The organism is Flavobacterium sp. HSC-32F16 (assembly GCF_024171645.1).
GTDB lineage: Bacteria > Bacteroidota > Bacteroidia > Flavobacteriales > Flavobacteriaceae > Flavobacterium.
The window spans coordinates 68,214-87,657 of record NZ_JALKAC010000002.1; the positions used below are offsets into that span (position 1 = coordinate 68,214).

General features: G+C 33.8%; 19 protein-coding genes and 1 pseudogene. 15 read left to right on the top strand and 5 right to left on the bottom strand.

The features are described from left to right. Positions 1-2,400, top strand: coding sequence for a M28 family peptidase (locus L1276_RS06895; RefSeq protein WP_253786365.1), 2,400 nt, complete (start codon positions 1-3; stop codon positions 2,398-2,400). A gap of 56 nt (positions 2,401-2,456) precedes the next feature. On the opposite strand, the gene L1276_RS06900 is transcribed toward L1276_RS06895, so the two are convergent. After that, entirely contained in the window at positions 2,457-2,852 is a 396-nt protein-coding gene (locus L1276_RS06900) for a rhodanese-like domain-containing protein (protein ID WP_253786366.1), read from the bottom strand. A gap of 146 nt (positions 2,853-2,998) precedes the next feature. Here L1276_RS06900 and L1276_RS06905 point away from each other — a divergent pair, with 146 nt between their 5' ends. The 10 genes from L1276_RS06905 to L1276_RS06950 all read left to right on the top strand — a co-directional run bounded on the left by L1276_RS06905 (position 2,999) and on the right by L1276_RS06950 (position 12,939). Further along, positions 2,999-3,901 (top strand): LysR family transcriptional regulator, encoded by a 903-nt coding sequence (locus L1276_RS06905; protein ID WP_253786367.1) that lies wholly within the window; start codon positions 2,999-3,001, stop codon positions 3,899-3,901. Beyond that, on the top strand, positions 3,886-4,335 hold the full coding sequence (locus tag L1276_RS06910; RefSeq protein WP_253786368.1) for a GNAT family N-acetyltransferase: 450 nt from the start codon (positions 3,886-3,888) through the stop codon (positions 4,333-4,335). Before L1276_RS06905 ends, L1276_RS06910 begins: the two co-directional genes overlap by 16 nt. A gap of 83 nt (positions 4,336-4,418) precedes the next feature. Continuing rightward, positions 4,419-5,240, top strand: a complete 822-nt coding sequence (locus tag L1276_RS06915) for an SDR family oxidoreductase (RefSeq protein WP_253786369.1) — start codon at positions 4,419-4,421, stop codon at positions 5,238-5,240. A 29-nt stretch (positions 5,241-5,269) separates the two neighbouring features. Continuing rightward, positions 5,270-5,746: a methylated-DNA--[protein]-cysteine S-methyltransferase gene (locus L1276_RS06920; protein WP_253786370.1), complete on the top strand. Its 477-nt coding sequence runs from the start codon at positions 5,270-5,272 to the stop codon at positions 5,744-5,746. Positions 5,747-5,930: 184 nt separating this feature from the next. Next, entirely contained in the window at positions 5,931-6,644 is a 714-nt protein-coding gene (locus L1276_RS06925; RefSeq protein WP_253786371.1) for a 3'-5' exonuclease, read from the top strand. Between the two features lie 92 nt (positions 6,645-6,736). Beyond that, positions 6,737-7,810 carry a winged helix DNA-binding domain-containing protein gene (locus L1276_RS06930; protein WP_253786372.1) on the top strand — a complete coding sequence of 358 codons (1,074 nt, stop codon included), beginning with the start codon at positions 6,737-6,739 and terminating at the stop codon, positions 7,808-7,810. Positions 7,811-8,035: 225 nt separating this feature from the next. Further along, positions 8,036-9,475, top strand: a complete 1,440-nt coding sequence (locus L1276_RS06935) for a nucleoside recognition domain-containing protein (protein WP_253786373.1) — start codon at positions 8,036-8,038, stop codon at positions 9,473-9,475. Positions 9,476-9,681: 206 nt separating this feature from the next. Then, positions 9,682-10,425, top strand: coding sequence for a hypothetical protein (locus L1276_RS06940; RefSeq protein ID WP_253786374.1), 744 nt, complete (start codon positions 9,682-9,684; stop codon positions 10,423-10,425). Between the two features lie 180 nt (positions 10,426-10,605). Further along, positions 10,606-11,067 carry an IS200/IS605 family transposase gene (gene tnpA / locus L1276_RS06945; RefSeq protein WP_371924164.1) on the top strand — a complete coding sequence of 154 codons (462 nt, stop codon included), beginning with the start codon at positions 10,606-10,608 and terminating at the stop codon, positions 11,065-11,067. Positions 11,068-11,334: 267 nt separating this feature from the next. Then, the gene (locus L1276_RS06950; RefSeq protein ID WP_253786375.1) at positions 11,335-12,939 is read left to right on the top strand and encodes a fumarate hydratase; all 1,605 of its coding nucleotides are present in this window, start codon (positions 11,335-11,337) and stop codon (positions 12,937-12,939) included. Between the two features lie 152 nt (positions 12,940-13,091). On the opposite strand, the gene L1276_RS06955 is transcribed toward L1276_RS06950, so the two are convergent. Both L1276_RS06955 and dinB read right to left on the bottom strand, forming a co-directional pair. Further along, entirely contained in the window at positions 13,092-13,592 is a 501-nt protein-coding gene (locus tag L1276_RS06955) for a PAS domain-containing protein (protein WP_253786376.1), read from the bottom strand. A 93-nt stretch (positions 13,593-13,685) separates the two neighbouring features. Then, a complete protein-coding gene (gene dinB, locus L1276_RS06960; RefSeq protein WP_253786377.1) occupies positions 13,686-14,768 on the bottom strand; it encodes a DNA polymerase IV in 1,083 nt (360 codons plus the stop codon). 141 nt (positions 14,769-14,909) lie between these two features. Here dinB and L1276_RS06965 point away from each other — a divergent pair, with 141 nt between their 5' ends. The 4 genes from L1276_RS06965 to L1276_RS06980 all read left to right on the top strand — a co-directional run bounded on the left by L1276_RS06965 (position 14,910) and on the right by L1276_RS06980 (position 17,908). Continuing rightward, the gene (locus L1276_RS06965) at positions 14,910-15,644 is read left to right on the top strand and encodes a metallophosphoesterase family protein (RefSeq protein ID WP_253786378.1); all 735 of its coding nucleotides are present in this window, start codon (positions 14,910-14,912) and stop codon (positions 15,642-15,644) included. Between the two features lie 47 nt (positions 15,645-15,691). Continuing rightward, the gene (locus L1276_RS06970) at positions 15,692-16,216 is read left to right on the top strand and encodes a DUF6646 family protein (RefSeq protein ID WP_253786379.1); all 525 of its coding nucleotides are present in this window, start codon (positions 15,692-15,694) and stop codon (positions 16,214-16,216) included. A gap of 120 nt (positions 16,217-16,336) precedes the next feature. Then, the gene (locus tag L1276_RS06975) at positions 16,337-17,110 is read left to right on the top strand and encodes a hypothetical protein (protein ID WP_253786380.1); all 774 of its coding nucleotides are present in this window, start codon (positions 16,337-16,339) and stop codon (positions 17,108-17,110) included. 78 nt (positions 17,111-17,188) lie between these two features. After that, the gene (locus L1276_RS06980; protein WP_253786381.1) at positions 17,189-17,908 is read left to right on the top strand and encodes a hypothetical protein; all 720 of its coding nucleotides are present in this window, start codon (positions 17,189-17,191) and stop codon (positions 17,906-17,908) included. Positions 17,909-17,961: 53 nt separating this feature from the next. Here L1276_RS06980 and L1276_RS06985 read toward each other — a convergent pair. Next, positions 17,962-18,164: pseudogene (locus L1276_RS06985) on the bottom strand (IS3 family transposase); the annotation flags it as partial. Between the two features lie 292 nt (positions 18,165-18,456). Next, positions 18,457-19,344, bottom strand: coding sequence for an S-adenosyl-l-methionine hydroxide adenosyltransferase family protein (locus L1276_RS06990; protein ID WP_253786382.1), 888 nt, complete (start codon positions 19,342-19,344; stop codon positions 18,457-18,459). Positions 19,345-19,444 lie beyond the last annotated feature (100 nt).

The window sequence follows — 19,444 nt, forward strand, 5'->3', positions numbered from 1 at the left end:
ATGAGAAAAAACCCCGCCTCGATTCTCGCAATAATCTGCATTCTGGCATTGTTAGCTGCTATATATGCCACAATGATGCCTCAATACATTTCAAAAAATGATGAAGCTCTCGCTGATTTTTCTACCGAAAGAGCTTTAAATCAGGTTGAAATTATAGCTCAAAAACCTCATTATGTAGGTTCTACCAATCATGAATTGGTTGCAAATTATCTTAAACTTGAGCTTAACAGGATTGGATTAGAGACGAGTGTTCAGGAAGGTTTTACTCTTAATGATAAAGGCCTTTTGGTAAAATCTAAAAATATCCTTGCCCGAATTAAAGGAACCAACAATACAAAAGCACTTTTATTGCTTTCTCATTACGACAGTGCACCGCATTCTTTTTCAAAAGGCGCAAGTGATGATGCCTCTGGAGTTGCCACAATACTAGAAGGAATAAGGGCTTTTTTATATGCCAAAGAACCTCAGAAAAACGATATCATCATTCTTTTTTCAGATGCTGAAGAATTGGGTTTAAACGGCGCGGCACTTTTTGTAAATAAACATCCGTGGGCAAAAGATGTTGGTTTGGTTTTAAACTTTGAAGCAAGGGGAACTTCAGGACCAAGTTATATGCTGATGGAAACCAATCAGGGAAATCAGGCACTTGTAAAAGAATTTACCAAAGCAAAACCTTCTTATCCGGTTTCAAATTCATTGATGTACAGCATCTACAAAATGCTTCCAAATGATACTGATTTGACTGTTTTTAGGGAACAAGGCAACATTCAGGGGTTTAATTTCGCTTTTATCGACGGACATTACAATTATCATACACAGCAAGACGACGTACAGCATTTAAACAAAATGACATTAGCGCATCAGGGTTCTTATTTGATGCCTTTATTAAAATACTTCGCAAATACCGACTTAAACCAAGTTACTTCTCCATCTACAGAAGATTACGTTTATTTCAGCGCTCCGTTTTCTTTTATAAGTTATCCTTTTTCATGGGTAATGCCAATGACACTTATTGCTTTTGGACTTTTAATACTTTTTATGTTTATTGGTAAAGCCAAAAGAATGATTTCTTTAAGAGAAATATTCAAAGGTTTTATACCGCTTTTAGGATCTATAATTACTGCTGGTTTAGTAACTTTTTTAGGATGGAAAATCATTTTAGAAATTTATCCGCAGTATTCTGATCTCTTAAACGGTTTTACCTATAACGGACACGCTTACATTGGCGCATTTGTAACTTTAAGCATTGCAATTTGTTTTGCTTTTTACCACCATTTTTCTGATGCCAAAATAACAATGAACCATTTTGCGGCGCCTTTGCTTCTTTGGATCATCATTAATGCTTTTTTAGCAAACAGTTTAACCGGAGCGGGATTTTTGATTATTCCGGTATATTTCGGAATTCTTTTATTCGGAATCTTCGTTTTTACGCAGCATTACAGTTTAGGCATGAATTTGCTTTTCAGCATTCCGGCTTTGGCTATTGTTGCTCCTTTTATTGTAATGTTCCCAATTGGTTTGGGTTTAAAAATACTTTTTGGAAGTGCAATTTTAACTGTTCTCCTCTTCGGATTATTACTGCCAATATTTAATACTTTCGCTAAAAAAGGTGCTTGGATTATGGTTTTCTTTGCCGTTTCAATCGGTTTTTTTATTTACGCAGGATATCATTCTGGTTATGAACAAGGAAAAGCAAAATCTAACAGTTTGTTATATATCTATAATGCAAACAGCAATTCAGCAGTTTGGGCAACTTATGATGTAAACCTGGACGACTGGACGAAAACGTATTTAGGACAAAAAAATCAAAAAGTAGTGGGTTTAAACAGCCTGCCAATCGCAAGTAAATATAATTCTGGTTTTACATACAGTTCTACAGCGCCAGTTGTAGATGTTCCGAAACCAACAATTGCTTTCCTAAAAGACAGCGTTGCAGGCAATAACAGATATTTAAAAATCAAGATTACGCCTAATAGAAAAGTGAATCGCTACGATATTTACGCTAATCCAAAAATGACGTTCTACAACTTCAAAGCAAATGGCGTTTCTTCTTCTGGAGAAAAAGGAAACCGTTTAGAAAGAGAAGGAATGCGCTTACTATGTTACTATGTTGTAGGCAACGAACCGCTTGTTATGGATTTCTACATCAACAAATCGTCTATTTTTGATATGGACTTAATTGAAAGTTCTTTTGATTTAATGACAAATCCACTGCTAAAAGTGAATCCAAGAAGCGACTGGATGATGCCGACTCCATTTGTATTGAATGATGCCGTACTAATTCAGCAGAAAATAAAAAGATATACGGCTCCGGTAAATCTGCCGTTACAGCCCGCACCTGTTAAGGACAGTACTGTAATTGCAAAAGACAGTTTAATTAAACCTGTTACTCAACCTTAATCAATTAATTTCAAAATAATAAAAAGCAGACTTTGAATCCAAAGTCTGCTTTTATTTTAACAGGCACATTCAATTTTTAAACCTGTTTTAATTCCTTTAGAACCTTCTGTTGCATATCCGTCAAACTTCCACCACTCAATTCCCCCCATTAGCTCTTTTACTTTAAATCCTAATTTGGTCATATTCAAAGCGCCTTTTGTCGAAGCATTGCACCCTATTCCATCGCAATACGTAACATATAAGATATCCTTGTTTAAATGTTTTGTTGTTTCTGCCGACATTTCGCGATGCGGAATATTAATCGCATTCGGAATATGTTCTGCTTCAAATCCAAAAGCTTTTCTGGCATCCAGTGCAATTACTTTTTCGCCATTATTTAAGGCATCAAATAAATCAGACGGATCCATTTCGAAAGCTAGTTTATGCTCATAAAATTTAATTTGCTCTTCCATTTTCTATATTTTTAATGATTTTGTTTTTTCAAAAGTAGCAGTTCATATCATGTCATAAAAACGAAAAGAATTCATGAACCGCATTAGATTTTTTCATACAAATGACAATTTAAAATTTTGTTACTTTGTTGTACAAATCCCTAAAAATGGAAATACGTCATTTAAAATTGATAAAAGCAATTGTCGAAGAAGGAAGCATAACAAAAGCTATTGATAAACTTCATTTGACACAATCAGCTTTGAGTCATCAGCTCAAAGAAGCAGAATATCAATTGGGTACGCCTATTTTTTTAAGAACCAATAAAAAACTGGTTCTCACCAAAGCCGGAGAAAAAATCTACGAACTGGCAAATGAAATCCTAAGCAAACTCACCGAAACCCAAAATCAGATCAAACAAATGGTTTTTGGGGAATCTGGTGAAATTAGAATCAGTACTGAATGTTTCTCAAGTTATCACTGGCTTCCATCCGTTTTAAAACAGTTTCATCTTTTATATCCTAATGTTGAACTTAAAATTATAACCGAAGCCACACATATTCCGCTGCAGAAACTTTTAGAAAACACGATCGACATTGCCATTGTAAGCGACACAATCAGAGACAATCATATAAAATACACGGAATTATTTCAAGATGAAGTGGTCATGGTGGTTTCAGAAAACCATCCGTGGGCAGATAAAAAATATGTTGTGGCAGAAGATTTTGTAAATGAACATCTCATTATTCACTCGCTTCCGATGGAAACGGTCACCATTCATCAATTTTTTTTGGCTCCAGCCAAAGTAACGCCCAGAAAAATAACTCCGCTTCCGCTGACAGAAGCTTCTCTTGAAATGGTAAAAGCCGATATGGGCATTATGTCAATGGCAAAATGGGCTTTGCAGCCACATTTAAAAAACAACCCGATTAAAGCCGTAAAAGTGGGCAAAAATGGTCTAAAGCGAAAGCATTTTATTGCAACAAGAGCAAACGAAACATATCCGGATTATTTTCAACATTTTATTAATTTTCTACAAAACGAAATCAACCTGCAATGGAATATTCAATAAGAAACTGCAAAATCACCGACTTACCCAAGCTGGTCATTTTATGCCAAAAACACGCCGACTTCGAAAAAGCTGCTTTTTCTCCGGAAGGAAAAGAAGAAGGTTTGAAAAAAGCTTTATTTAGCCAAGATCCAAAACTGCATTGTTTGGTTGTCGCAGCAAAAGATACTATTGTAGGATATGTTTCCTATACATTCGATTTTTCAACCTGGGACGCCGCCACTTTTCTCTATATGGATTGCCTGTTTCTGGAAGAAGAAGCGCGCAGTTACGGAATTGGTGAAGTTTTAATTGAAAAACTAAAAGAAATCGGAATCCAAAATAACTGCGTCAACATACAATGGCAAACGCCTCAGTTTAACGAAAGAGCGATTAAGTTTTATAATAGAATTGGTGCAAAAGGAAAAGACAAAGTCCGATTTACACTAGATTTGTAAAATCTGCTCCCAACAGCATCGGGACTGCATGAAACAAAAAACTTTGAACCTTTGTATCTTTGCTCCTTTCAACCTCAAAACAAATGAAACAAATAAGCATATTAGGCTGTGGCTGGCTGGGTTTGCCTTTGGCCAAAAAGCTAATCGAAAATGGACATTCGGTAAACGGATCTACAACTTCTGAGAATAAACTTTCGGTTTTAGAAAATGCTGGAATAAATCCGTTTTGGGTTACAGTTGAAAGTGATCATATTTCTGAAAGTTTTACTTCTTTTTTAGCCGAAAGCGAAATCCTGATTATTGATATTCCGCCGAAATTACGCGGTAATCAAAGTGCTTCAACTTCACTCGAGATGACATTCGTTCGAAAAATCGAAAATTTAATTCCTTTTTTAGAAAAATCAAGCATTAAGAAAGTACTTTATGTAAGTTCAACTTCAGTTTATGGAGATGATAATGATTTTATTACCGAAGAAACAACACCAAACCCGGAAACAGAAAGCGGCAGACAATTGCTGTTAACTGAAAGACTTCTTCAAAAAAATCAAAACTACGAAACCACCATTCTTCGCTTTGGCGGATTAATTGGTGAAGATCGTCATCCCGTTAAGTTTTTAGCAGGAAAGGAAAATCTCGAAAATCCAGATGCGCCGGTAAATCTAATCCATCAAAATGACTGTATCAGAGTTATCGAAGAAATCATAAATCAGGGAAAATGGAATGAAGTTTTTAATGCTGCAGCTCCTTTTCATCCAACGAGAGAAGAATATTACACACAAAAAGCAAAAGAACAAAACTTAATTTTACCAAAATTCAGTTCTGAAAAATCGAATATCAAAAAGACTATTTCAAGCGAAAAAATAGAAAACATTTTAAACTATCAATTTAAGCTGGAGAATTATTAAACCTTACGAACTTTACAGTAAAAAAAATTATGGAAACAGTATATATCAATTCCCCTTTAGGAATCACCAAAATAATTGGAGATCAGGATGGAATTGCAGTAATTTCTGTTTCTGATGTTGGTACAAATGAAGTTTCGACAACAATACCCAAAGTTTTAAAGAAAGCCGTTTCTCAATTACAGGAATACTTTGAAGGCAAAAGAACCGATTTCGATTTAAAGTTAAATCCGCAAGGAACCGAATTTCAGCAGAAAGTGTGGAAATCATTACTGGAAATTCCCTACGGAAAAACCGTCAGTTATATGGATCAAACCAAAAAGCTGGGCGATGTCAAAGCAATTCGTGCGGTAGCTTCGGCAAATGGTAAAAATCCGCTCTGGATTGTTGTTCCATGTCACAGAGTTATTGGCACAAATGGTTCCTTAACAGGTTATGCCGGAGGATTATCCCGAAAAAAATGGCTTCTTGAACACGAAAGCCCAACAAAACAACAAAGTTTGTTTTAGTTTTTGCCACGGATTTCACTAATTTTTCTTTGATTTTTAATTGCAGCGATTTTATTCTTACCTAAGAAAATTCATTCATTTTACAATCAATAGTGCATAAAAAATCAAATTTATGTACATTTATATCGTATAAAAAAATAGTGAAAATTTGTGAAATCCGTGGCAAAAACCCACCACAAAAAATATGATTGAAAAAATAAACCTAAACAATATTCTATTTCTTGATATAGAAACTGTTCCCGAAGAAGAAAACTTTAATTTACTTGACGCAGAAATGCAGTCGCTTTGGGATTTAAAAACACAATATCAGCGAAAAGATGATTTTACTCCCGAAGAATTCTACGATCGAGCCGGAATATGGGCAGAGTTTGGAAAGATTATTTGTGTTTCGGTTGGGTATTTTACAATTAAAGGTGATGTTCGAAATTTTAGGGTAACTTCTTTTTTTGGAGAAGAAAAAAAAATCCTGAAAGACTTTAATAATCTGTTGAATAATCATTTTAATCAGCCGCAACATCTTTTATGCGGGCATAATGCGAAAGAGTTTGATATTCCGTTTTTGGCTCGCCGAATGATCATTAACCAAATTGCCATTCCGGATAAACTGAATTTATTTGGCAAAAAACCTTGGGAAATTGCACATTTGGATACTTTAGAATTATGGAAGTTTGGCGATTACAAGCATTTCACCTCTTTAAAACTATTAACCAAGATTCTTGGAGTTCCATCGCCAAAAGGCGATATCGACGGCAGTCAGGTTGCACAAGTTTATTATGTCGAAAAAGATATTGACCGAATCATAACCTATTGCGAAAAAGACACGATTGCCGTAGCACAGATTTTCCTTCGATTACGCCGTGAAGATCTGCTGATTGATGAGGAGATTATTCATGTATAGTTTTTTTGAGGTACAAGTTGCAAAGGCTCAGAGGCACAAAGTTTATATTGAAGTAAACTGATATAACTTACAGTTTTTAAATGGTTTATAAAATGACACACGAGGAAATTTCACATCATCGGCTTGTTTCACAGAAACTTTATAAAACAGAGAAATGTTCTCCGCAGGAAATCGTAGGTCATTTGGGTGCTATGCAGGCTCAGGATTATGCCATGGCAAAATGGGCAATTGGTTCCCGATGTGATGCATCTGAAAATGAAATTGAGGAAGCAATAAACTCGGCGCAAATTATTCGAACACATATTTTAAGACCAACCTGGCATTTTGTTTCAGCTGATGATATTTACTGGATGCTGGATCTTTCTGGACCCCAAGTACAAAAAATGACTATTTCTGCTGTTAAAAAATATGGGTTTGATATTAAAAAATTAGACCAAACCGTTAATTCGATTGAAAAGCTATTATCTGGAAACAATCATTTAACTCGAGATGAAATCATGCAGGAACTTAGCATCAAAAGAACTTCAAAAGAAGATTTTCTTAGTGCAGCCATTATGATGCATGCAGAATTGGAAGGTTTGGTTTGCAACGGAAAAATGAAAGGCAAACAAATCACTTATGCCTTACTTGAAGAACGTGTCAAAAAGCCAAAAACGAACTTTACAAAAGAAGAAAGTTTAGCAAAATTAGCCAAACGCTATTTTGAAAGTCACGGTCCTGCAACTTTACTCGATTTTTCTTGGTGGTCTGGTTTTCCACCAACTATCTGCAAAAAAACCATTAATGCAATTGAGTTGCAAATGAACTCAGTTGACATCAAAAATCAAACCTATTATTTTATAAATCAAACAACTAACAAAAATTCTTTCTGCGAAAGCGTACATTTTCTTCCTGCTTTTGATGAAATTTTGATTTCTTATAAAACGCGGGAAGCTTCTTTTTTAACTGATCATCAAACTAAGGTTTTTACCAATAATGGTATTTTTAAACCGATTATTCTCGAAAACGGAAAAGTTATTGGAATATGGAAACGAACGATTAAAAAAGATCACGCCAAAATTGAAACTGAGTTTTTTAATGAAACTGAAATCTCAAAAAAAGAAATTTTGTTTGAAGGAATTAAGTCTTTTGAAAAATATTTAGGAACGAAAGTTATTATCGAATAATATCTATTAAAAAAATAACAGAATCAACATGTTTCTCCTGTATGAACTTATTGCTGTTTGTAATGCTATAAATATACAAACTAAGCTAGTTACATCAAAAGCCTTCATAGGAGCGACATATAACTGTGTAGATTTATAAAGCCTGTAATCATCAAATTACCTTCTCTCAAAATAAATCTTATGCATTTTATGTCTAAATAATTACATTTACAAAAAAATAGCATTATGGTATTGAGCAGATTCTGGTTAGTCATTTTTATTTCTTCGATTGTTTTTATTGTTGTGAGCTTATTTACAGCCAATACTTATACTATTGATTCTATTTTAAATGGAAAAAAAGACGATCCAATTTTGGTATCTGAAAAATATATTGAACAGCTTCCTGTTTTCATTAAAGACAGTATTAAAAGAGCGCCGGATCAAACCATGATAATCAATCGTGATACGCTGAATGCCGACACGACTTACGTTTTTAAAAACAAAACGGTAAAAATTTACAGCGGACTTCAAAAATCTGATGGTTTACTGCCAACATGTAAAAGCACTTTGGTTGATTTAATTCTGCCTCTTATTGCATATCTGGCTTTCTTCTGCGGATTAATGGAACTTTTAATTGTTTCTGGTGCGTCTGGAAACCTGGCGAAACTATTGAGTCCGGTATTTGTAAAGGTTTTTCCAAGTATACCCAAAAATCACCCGTCAATTTCATACATGACTTTAAACTTTGCTGCCAATTTCTTGGGATTAGATTCGGCGGCAACACCATTTGGACTTAAAGCTATGGAAAGTTTACAGGAAATAAATCCCGATAAAGACAAAGCCAGTGATGCCCAGATTATGTTTATGTGCCTGCACGCATCGGGTTTAACCTTAATTGCTACTTCAATTATTGGATATCGCGCGGCAGCCAATGCAAGTAATCCGGCCGATGTGATGCTGCCTTGTATTATTACTTCTTTTATCGGAACAATTGCCGCTTTCTTGATTGTGGGAATCAAACAGAAAATTAATTTTAAAAGTGCTTCGCTTTTAATTGTTCTAATGGGATTAATTGCTGCTATTGTCGGCTTGCTGATGTATGTAAACCAATTGGATTTAATTGGCAAGAATTACTTCACCTCTAACCTTTCAGGATTAATCTTAATTGCTATTATTGCTTTTACCTTAATTTTCTCTTTTAAAAATGAAAAGAAATTCAGCGAAGCCAATACAACTGTTTTTGACACTTTTGTTGTTGGCGCAAATAATGGAGTGAAAACCGGAGTTACTATTTTCCCTTATGTACTGGGAATGCTGGTTGCTATTTCTTTATTTAGAAATAGTGGTTTATTCGAAATTATCAGCGATGCAATTGCATTTGTTTTCTCAAATATGGGCGTGAGCAAAGAAATCACCAACGCTTTACCGGTTGCAATGCTTCGTCCTTTTAGTTCTGCCGGTTCACGCGGCTTCCTTATTGATTCAATGAATACTTTTGGAGCCGATTCTTTAACGGCAAGATTAAGTAGTATTTTCCAGTGCAGTGCCGAAAGTACGTTTTATGTAATTGCGGTTTATTTTGGCTCAGTTAATATCAAAAATACCCGTTATGCTTTAGGCACTATGCTTTTGGTAGATCTTATTTGCGTTATTACCGCTATTTTTGTGGCGACTTGGTTTTTTTAAACTATGCGGGGAATATCAAAGTTAATGGGCCTTTTTATTTGAAATAGTCATAAATGGGTATACTATGAGGAAAAAGCCAATGACTGAAGCTGCAAAAGAAGACAATGAAATTATTGGATTTGTAATCGTGGCATTCGTTTTCTTTTTTCTTTATTCATTTAAAAAATCAAAAATATAATTCGTTCAAATTGTCAACAATTTAAAACATGAAGTTAAAATATCTTTTCATTATAATGACTTTGGCTGCCTGCCAAAAAGAACAGAAAAAAACGCAAACAGCAAATTTCAATCCTACTGAGATTCCGGAAGTTGCTGAAACTGGTGCAAAAGAAGTCGAAAAAAAGCCGCTCCATACTGATACCATCCTTCTTTCTGAAGATAAAAGTTCTAATGTCAACCATATTTTAGTCAACTTAATGGAGAAAGAAGTAGATAAAGACAGTATTGTAACCTCTAAATTCAGACTTGACTTTTATCAGACTAAAACCAAAGTGGCTTCTTCAAAAGTAGAAATCAAACAATATGAAAAAGGTGCTGAATGGTACGGATCATTCGGTTTGACAGATTCATCAGATAAAAATTCTTTATTTATAAAAATCACTTCAGGATATCCGGCATGCGGATATACTCATGATAACTATCTCTATTACTTAAAAAACAACGATCTTCAGCTTGTTCACCAATGGTATTCAATGTCTGACAGCGGCTGGGGAAGCTGGACTGAATTTGCAAGCGATGAAACGGGAAAAGATCCTAAAAACTTTTATTGCAAAACTGTTGCGTTTGAGCCTTCAGATGATGATTCTGAAGACTCTGGCATTGTAACTTACTCTGATTCTATTTCATTTTCACTAAAAGGAGACAAATGGAAAAAGAAACTGCTTTCTGCAAAAGAAACGCCTTATTTCGAAAAGAAAATGAGTTTTAATGAGTTTCACAAACAGGAATAGATTTTATTAGTTTTTTATCCATAAGCAGGACTCAAGTCCTGCTCTAATATAAAACATAAATAAAGTTCCGAAGGAACAATTCATATTGTAGAGCTGGACTTCAGTCCAGTTTAAAGAGGATGTTTTTTCTGTAAGAAAATTTATATTTTTATAGCGAATTTTAATCGTTAATAATATAAAATATCAAACACCTTTCACCAAGTTTATATCCAAGCCGTTTTTGCAGTTAAATATAGAGAAGCACTAATTACAAATGATTGCAAGTCTAAAATAGTAAGTATAATAGGAAATCTAATAAACGAAACAGGCTGCAAAACTATAAAAGTAAATGGAACCGAAGATCATGTTCACTGTCTTTTAGCACTTAAACCCACTGTTTCTGTTTCTGATCTGATGAAAGTTGTAAAGGGAAAATCATCAAAATACATCAATGCTCATCAATTGACAAAATGCAAATTTGAATGGCAGGAAGGTTACGGCGTCTTTTCCTATAGCAAATCTCACATTGATACTGTCTATAAATATATCGAAAATCAAGAAGAGCATCATAAAAAACAAACTTTCAAAGATGAATATTCTTCTTTTTTAAATAAACATGATGCTAAATTTGATGAACGATGTCTTTTTGAAAATTTAATATAATTCTAAACCACGTCGTATCTATTTAAACTGGACTGAAGTCCAGCTCTACAATATGAATCGTTCCTTCGGAACTTTATGTAGAATTATCATCATTCTTAATGTTATAGAATAGTTCCTGTGGAACTAAAAAAAGAGCCAACGGCTCGAAATGATATTGTAGAGAAGGACTTGAGTCCAGTTTACCTTGAGTTTAAAATATAAATACACGCCCCTTATTCAAATTCTTTCTTAGGTAAATAATTTTTAACTTTGTAAAAAAACAAAGAAATGATTGATTTTATATACCAAGATCCTTATCCTATTTTAAAGGATGATACGCAGTACCGCAAAATCACCTCTGATTTTGTAAAAGTAGAACAGTTTGGAGAGCGTGAAGTTTTAACCGTTGATCCAAAAGGTTTAGAATTATTAGCTGAAGAAGCTTTAACCGATGTTTCGTTCATGCTTAGAACGACACATTTACAAAAACTAAGAAATATTCTTGACGATCCTGAAGCAACAGACAATGATCGTTTTGTAGCTTATAATTTACTTCAAAATGCTTCGGTTGCTGCCGAAGGTCAATTACCAAGCTGTCAGGATACCGGAACGGCAATTGTAATGGCAAAAAAAGGCGAAAGCATCTTTACAGGTGTTGATGATGCAGAATGGTTAAGCCGTGGTATTTTCAATACATACCAAAAACGTAATTTACGTTATTCTCAAATCGTTCCAATTTCAATGTTTGAAGAGAAAAACTCAGGTTCAAATCTTCCGGCACAAATTGATATTTATGCTAAAAAAGGAACTTCTTATGATTTTCTTTTCATGGCTAAAGGCGGTGGATCTGCAAATAAAACATACTTGTACCAACAGACCAAATCGCTATTAAACGATAAATCCATGGATGCTTTTGTTAGAGCAAAAATCAAAGATTTAGGAACTTCGGCTTGTCCGCCATATCACTTGGCTTTAGTAATTGGAGGAACTTCTGCGGAAGCGAACCTAAGTGCTGTTAAAAAAGCATCTGCCGGATATTATGATCACTTGCCAACTTCTGGAAATATGGCGGGTCAGGCGTTTCGTGATTTAGAATGGGAAGCACGTGTTCAGAAAATCTGTCAGGAAAGTGAAATTGGAGCTCAATTTGGAGGAAAATATTTCACGCATGATGTTCGTGTAATTCGTTTGCCTCGTCACGCTGCTTCTTGTCCGGTTGGATTAGGAGTTTCTTGTTCTGCTGACAGAAACATTAAGGGGAAAATTACTAAAGACGGAATCTTCGTTGAACAGTTAGAAGTAAATCCAAAACAATTTTTACCGGAAACGGCGCCACATTTAGAAGCTCCGGTTGAAATTGACTTAGATCAGCCAATGGCAGCTATTTTGGCTAAATTATCTCAATATCCTATCAAAACACGTTTAAAACTAAACGGAACTGTAATTGTAGCGAGGGATATTGCTCACGCAAAAATTAAAGAATTATTAGATGCCGGAAAACCAATGCCGGAATATTTTAAAAACCACCCGGTTTACTATGCAGGCCCGGCAAAAACTCCGGAAGGAATGGCTTCAGGAAGTTTTGGACCTACAACTGCCGGACGTATGGATGTTTATGTTGATGAATTCCAAAAACATGGCGGAAGCATGGTTATGCTGGCTAAAGGAAATCGTACTAAACAAGTTACAGATGCCTGCAGCAAATACGGCGGATTCTATTTAGGTTCTATTGGAGGTCCAGCCGCTATTTTGGCACAGGACAATATTCTAAAAGTAGAAGTGGTTGATTTTGAAGAGTTAGGAATGGAAGCAGTTCGTAAAATCACTGTTAAAGATTTCCCTGCTTTTATTATCACGGATGACAAAGGAAATGATTTCTTTGAAAATTTATAATTTTTTTAGATGCTAAGATACTGAGAATCTAAGGTTCTAAGTTTTAAAAACAAAACCGCCTGTTTGGGCGGTTTTTTATTCTTATAAATCATTTTCTTTATGGCTTCAGGACTTTGCGAGATTAAAAAACTGCGTACTTTGCGGTTAAACTCCTAAGCGCTTTTTTCTTCTTTTTCAAAAGCTATAAAATGTGAAATCTTGCCTTTTAAATTATAAATGGGTGATGCGTCGACGCTGCATTTGTAGGTTCTGCCGTCTTTTTTATAGTTTTGGATTGTTTTTTTAAACGGGACTTTCAGTTTTATGGCTTCTTTTATTTCTTTTAAAACAGATTTAGAAGTTTCCGGACCCTGAAATATTTTAGGTGTTTTGCCTAAAACTTCTTCTTCCTGATAGCCTGTCATCCTTTTAATTCTGTTTGAGGCAAAAACGATTTTCAAATCTAAATCGGTGATAAGGACGACTTCTTCTTTGATTCTTTCCTCAATTTTGAGATCTTTTTCGTTCCAGGTATACTGAGCAGCAATTTTATTGACCTTTTTCAAATCGGCAAAAACAGCCTTCAATTCATTTAAATACTCATAATGAAGATCTAAGGCCAAAATTGGAACCAGAGTGCGGTTTACTATTTCATCAGAGCTATTCTTTTTCATTTTAAATGAATTTTAGAAATACTTTTCCCTCAAAGGTAGCACTTATATTATGAATTATTGACTTAAAACCTTATTTAGATTCATTTCTGCTAATTAAAAGCTAAATTTTAATTGTACAACAACGGCTTTTTTTTCTTCGGTATTTAAATTGCTAAGCGAGATCCCGAGTAATCGAACTGAATCTTTCATCTTTTCCTGATACAATAATTCCTCAACAATTTCCATAATCAGACTTTTATCTGAAATAAAATAAGGCATGGTTTTACTTCTTGTTTGTTGTGTAAAATCGCTGTATTTGATTTTAAGCGTAACCGTTTTACCCGATATATTATGTCTTTTTACTCGTTTTTCTAGTGAAACTGCAATTCTTTCCAATTGTTCCAGCATGAAAATCTCCGAAGAAAGATTTACATCAAAAGTATGTTCTGCAGCAACTGATTTCGTAATTCGATGTGCTTTTACTTCGCTGTTATGAACTCCCCGAACCACACTGTAATAAAAAGCCCCTGACTTTCCGAAGTGTTTTTCCAGAAATTCCAGCGATTTACTTTTTAGATCTAAGCCTGTGAAAATTCCGAGTTGGTACATTTTTTCAGTCGTAACTTTCCCAACGCCATAAAACTTACGGATAGGCAAATCTTCCAGAAAAGGTATAATTTCATCTGGATTTACCGTTTTTTGTCCGTTTGGTTTGTTAATATCGCTCGCAATTTTAGCTACAAATTTATTGATTGATATTCCCGCAGAAGCCGTTAATCCTACTTCATTTAAAATTCGGGCTCTGATTTCCTGTGCCAATAAACTGGCACTTGGATTTCCTTTTTTATTTTGGGTTACATCCAGGTAAGCTTCGTCGAGCGAAAGCGGTTCAACCAAATCTGTATATTCATGAAAGATTTTATGAATTTTAGAAGAAATCTCTTTATACCGATCAAATCTCGGTCTAACGAAAATAATTTCCGGACAGTATTTTTTCGCCAAAACCCCGCTTATCGCACTTCTGACACCAAATTTTCTAGCTTCATAACTTGCCGCCGAAACTACTCCTCTATTTTCGGATCCGCCAACGGCAACGGGTTTTCCGCGCAAAGCAGGATTATCCATCTGCTCTACCGAAGCATAAAAAGCATCCATATCAATATGGATTATTTTTCGATATGTTGGAACATCTGACACTTTGCAAATTTAAATAGTAAAGCAATAAAAAAAGCATTGTCAATAGTTATAAATAGTATCAATTTTTAAAGATTAACAACTAAATGATTCCAAACAAATCATTTTAATTATTTTTGTAGTTACTACCCGAAATATTTAAAAATGCGAACATTTGTTATAGGCGACATACACGGAGGATTACGCGCACTTGAGCAAGTGTTGAATAGAGCCCAGGTTACTACACAAGATACTCTTATATTTTTAGGCGATTATGTTGACGGCTGGAGCCAGTCGGCAGATGTTATTGATTTTTTAATCGACCTTAAAACCAAACAAAACTGCATTTGCATTAGAGGAAATCATGATCAGCTGGCATTGGACTGGCTGGAAAACAGACATGAGGAGTTTGATGAAGAAATGTGGTACAAACATGGCGGAAAAGCTACTGTTGAAGGATATTCTAAAATATCTCCTGAAAGAAAAAAAGAGCATATCGCTTTTTTTGAATCATTGAAAGATTATTATCTGGATGATGAAAACCGACTTTTTGTTCACGCTGGATTTACCAATTTAAATGGTGTGGTTTGGGAATATTTTCCGAAATTATTTTACTGGGACAGAACACTTTGGGAATCGGCTTTAGCTTTAGACCCAAATTTAAAACCTGACGATTTATATTATCCAAAACGTTTTACGGTTTATAAAGAGATCTACATTGGACATACTCCGGTTACAAGAATTGGACAAACGGTTCCGGTAAACAAAGCCTGCGTTTGGAATGTCGATACAGGCGCCGCTTTTAAAGGTCCGCTGACGATTATGAACGTGAATACCAAGGAATTCTGGCAAAGCGAACCGTTAAATGAATTGTATTCTAACGAAAAAGGTAGGAATTAATCTGTAAAAAACTAAATTTGCACTGCAAAATAATTAATATTTAAGTTATGAAAAAAATTATCACATTTTTGTTTTTAGTATCATTTGGGTTTATTCAGGCGCAGGAAGCTTTTACCGGCAAAGGCGATACAAGAGTGAATGTAGGTGCTAATCTTCAAGATGGCGGTTCAGGAATTCAGGGATCTATAGATTTTGGTTTAGGAGAAAATTTCTCTTTTGGTTTTGTTGCCAGTTATTTACTTGGTGTAGATAATTTTAATGGATTCTATCACGGTTCAACATATTACAGCGATTACAAACCAGAATTTCAAGATCGTTTTGATGCAAAAGCAAGAATTAATGCTAATTTAAGCAGTGTTATTGGAGTAAAACAATTAGACGTTTATCCAGGTTTAAGTTTAGGTTTACGCAACTTTGGCGGACATGTTGGAGGTCGTTATTTCTTTACTGACGGATTTGGTGTTTTCACAGAGATTGGTTTTCCAATTGCTAAATACAGCAGTGAGAAAGACGTATTTGATCACTTAAACAATCAGGTTACTTTTAGTTTAGGAGCTTCTTTCAATTTGTAGAGAAAATATGATTTAAATAAACAAAATACCATTTGAAATTTCAAATGGTATTTTTGTTTAAAAGAAAGTTCACAAACATTAAATACATATATTTGTAATATATTATTTACAATAAATATAATGAAACTTATTCAAACTTTTTTTTCCATTATTTCGGCTGCTTCATTAAGTATTACAATTATATCCTGCAAAAATTCAAAAAAAGAAATAAAACCATCCCTACCAAACAACTTTACAGGCCACTGGATTGCAAAAGACTTTGTTGATGATATCATCTTTGAGAATAAAATCAAAACTATCAATAATGGCGATACAGAAATTATTATTCCTTCAAACTTAAAGGATAGTGTCACTTTTATTAATGATGACTTAGAACTAAATAAATATCCCGCCGCAATCATAAACGATACATTAGTTAATTATTTATCTAAGAATGATACACAAAAAGCCCGTATTAAAAATGGCAATTTAATAATGTTTCCACTTGACGAACGATATCGAGATCAAGAATTTGTAAAGGCAGACAGTGCTTTAATAAAAAAAGCAAAAGAGGCAAATTTAGCAGTACTTCATATTTTAATAAACAAAGTACTCTCAAATAAGAAATATTTATCTAAATCTTCAAAAAATGAAATTGTTTTTACTGAAGACGGAAAGGTACAAGGTCTTGCAAATTTTAAAACCTATTACATTACCATAAACGGAGATGGGGCAAATATTCAAGACATGACTGCTATAAGATTTACTACAGTAAACGGATCTGATGTGAACTTAGGAATTCTATTTCAAAAAAATAAGATCGAATTATATGACCTTAAATTATTAACAAGGCCTGATGAAAAAGCATATTATAAAAAAGGCAAATTGGGATACTCTTTAATAATCTCAGATTAAAAGCATTCAATAAAAAATATTTATAATTTTCTCAAATACATTCTATAAATAAATTAAATTTGTAAGAAAATTCTAATAATGAAAAAAGTATGTATTCTTCTGTTTTCTTTAATTGTTATAAGCTGCAAAAATAAACCAGATCAAAAATTAAAAAATGACATTAAAAAAGAAGTTGTTTCATCTTCTGAAAAAGCTTTAAAAATAGATACAATTGGTATTTCTGGCAACGATGTTAAGAGCAATTACATTGTTGCTTCGCTTTTAAAGAATACCGTAAACAAAGACAGTACTGAAACTGTTCAATACAATCTTGATTTTTATGTAAACAAGGAAAAAATTACCTCTGAAAGTTTCACAATTAATGATTACGTAAAAGATTCGGAGTGGATTGCAAATTATGGTTTTTCACCAGACGATGATTCATCCGTATCCCCATTTATTCAACTCGATTTTGGTTTTCAAGCTTCTGGATTTCTTCAAAAACAATATTTATATTTTTTAAATAAAAAAGAGATTCAACTAATACATGAATGGGAATCATCTAATGATGCAGGCTGGGGTAATTGGACTGAATTTCTAAATGTTAATCCTAAAAAAGTCACACAATCGTTTTATTTCAGAAACATCTCTTTTATGCCTAAAAATGATGATGACAGCAATATTGGAATTGCAAGTTATTCTGATTCAACAAAAATTTATTTTGAAAACAACCATTGGAAAAAACAACTTTTAACCCCAAAGGACAAAATTTATAGAAAAAAAGAAATTACTTGGGATGATTTTTATCCAAAACAGTAATTAAAAAAGCTAGTTTAAATAGACTGCATCCAAAAGTTTGGACGAATTTATAATTAAAATTGATAATAATGAGCTCGGTATTTTATCGGGCTCATTTTGTTTAAATTTAATTCTTTCGTTATTGTAATATATTAAATACTTATTAATTTCTTTTTTTGAATTATTCTATTGATTTGAATTTTTGGATATAAAACATTTCAGATTTTAGGATTCTAAAAAAGTTTTCAATAATTGCATTATCTAAGCAGTTTCCTTTTCAGCTTAAATTCGGTTGAATAGGTTTGATTTATTCGTAGCAATAAACCAATTTCGCCATACGTCTTATAAAAGCTTACCTACTTAAGATATTCATCTTGAAGTCTGCTTCAATTTTGAAACATATTCAGCTTGGATAGTGCTTCTTTAAAACCAATTCTACACATTCTAACTTAAATGCATAGTCATACTTTACTTTTCTTTCCATAAAAAAAATGCCCCAAATAGTGTCTAACTTTTTAGGGCATGTTCAATACAGGCTGCTTTTTTTAATTTAATAATGTATTCCAGAACTATTTACTTAACAGAATACTCCAATCTGAACCGCTGTAAACTTTATGTTTGGCTGAAAAACTGCCTTGATTTACTGCCAAAGAAAAGTTCAATAGACTGTTGAAATACACAACATCTGTTCCAACAGAAACTTCTCCAAAGGTATTTACCAGTTTTAGTTTCCCTTCATATATTTTTTTGCTTCCGTTGAAAATCTGAATTTTAACAAAGTCTCCAGCTTTCAAACCTAAATTAGCAAACGTCTTTTTGTCAATATTTGTCCAAACATTTCCGTATTGAATATCTAGAATTGGAATTCCTCCTTTGATAACTCCGTTTTCAAAAACTGGTTTTTGATATTCTATTTTCACCACTTCGCCTGGTAATTTTGGACCAACTTCTTCAAAAGTAATAGTTTTAGAAGCTAAACGCGCTCCTGTAAAAGCATACACATCACGTCCGTGAAAAGTATACGATTCATTTGAATTTTGACGACGATTTTTAACCTCATCAATTTCACGTATTTCCTGGATCCCTAGTTGTTCTGCAATTAAAGTTAAAGTTCCGTTATCCGGTGTTACGAAATAATGACCTGATTTTGTCAATAAAACTACAGAATGTCGTGCCGTACCAACTCCCGGATCGCATACAGAAACAAAAACAGTTCCTGCAGGATAATATTGAGCAGTTTGTGATAAACGATATGCTGCTTCCCAAATATTAAAAGCCGGGATTTCGTGTGTTAAGTCATATATTTTCAAGTCGGTAGAAACTCCCATTGCAACCCCTTTCATAGCAGAAACTGCTCCATCTTTCAAACCAAAATCTGATTGAAAAACCAATACATTATTTTGCGAAAAGCCATTAAATGTTGCGGCCAGCAAAAAAAGCAATACTCTTAATTTCATTTTTTCTATTTTTAAATTTATGCAAAGATATTTCATTAAAATCAAAAATAGACAGGCTTAACTTATAAAAAACAAGATTATATAAATCGATTTTAGTTTT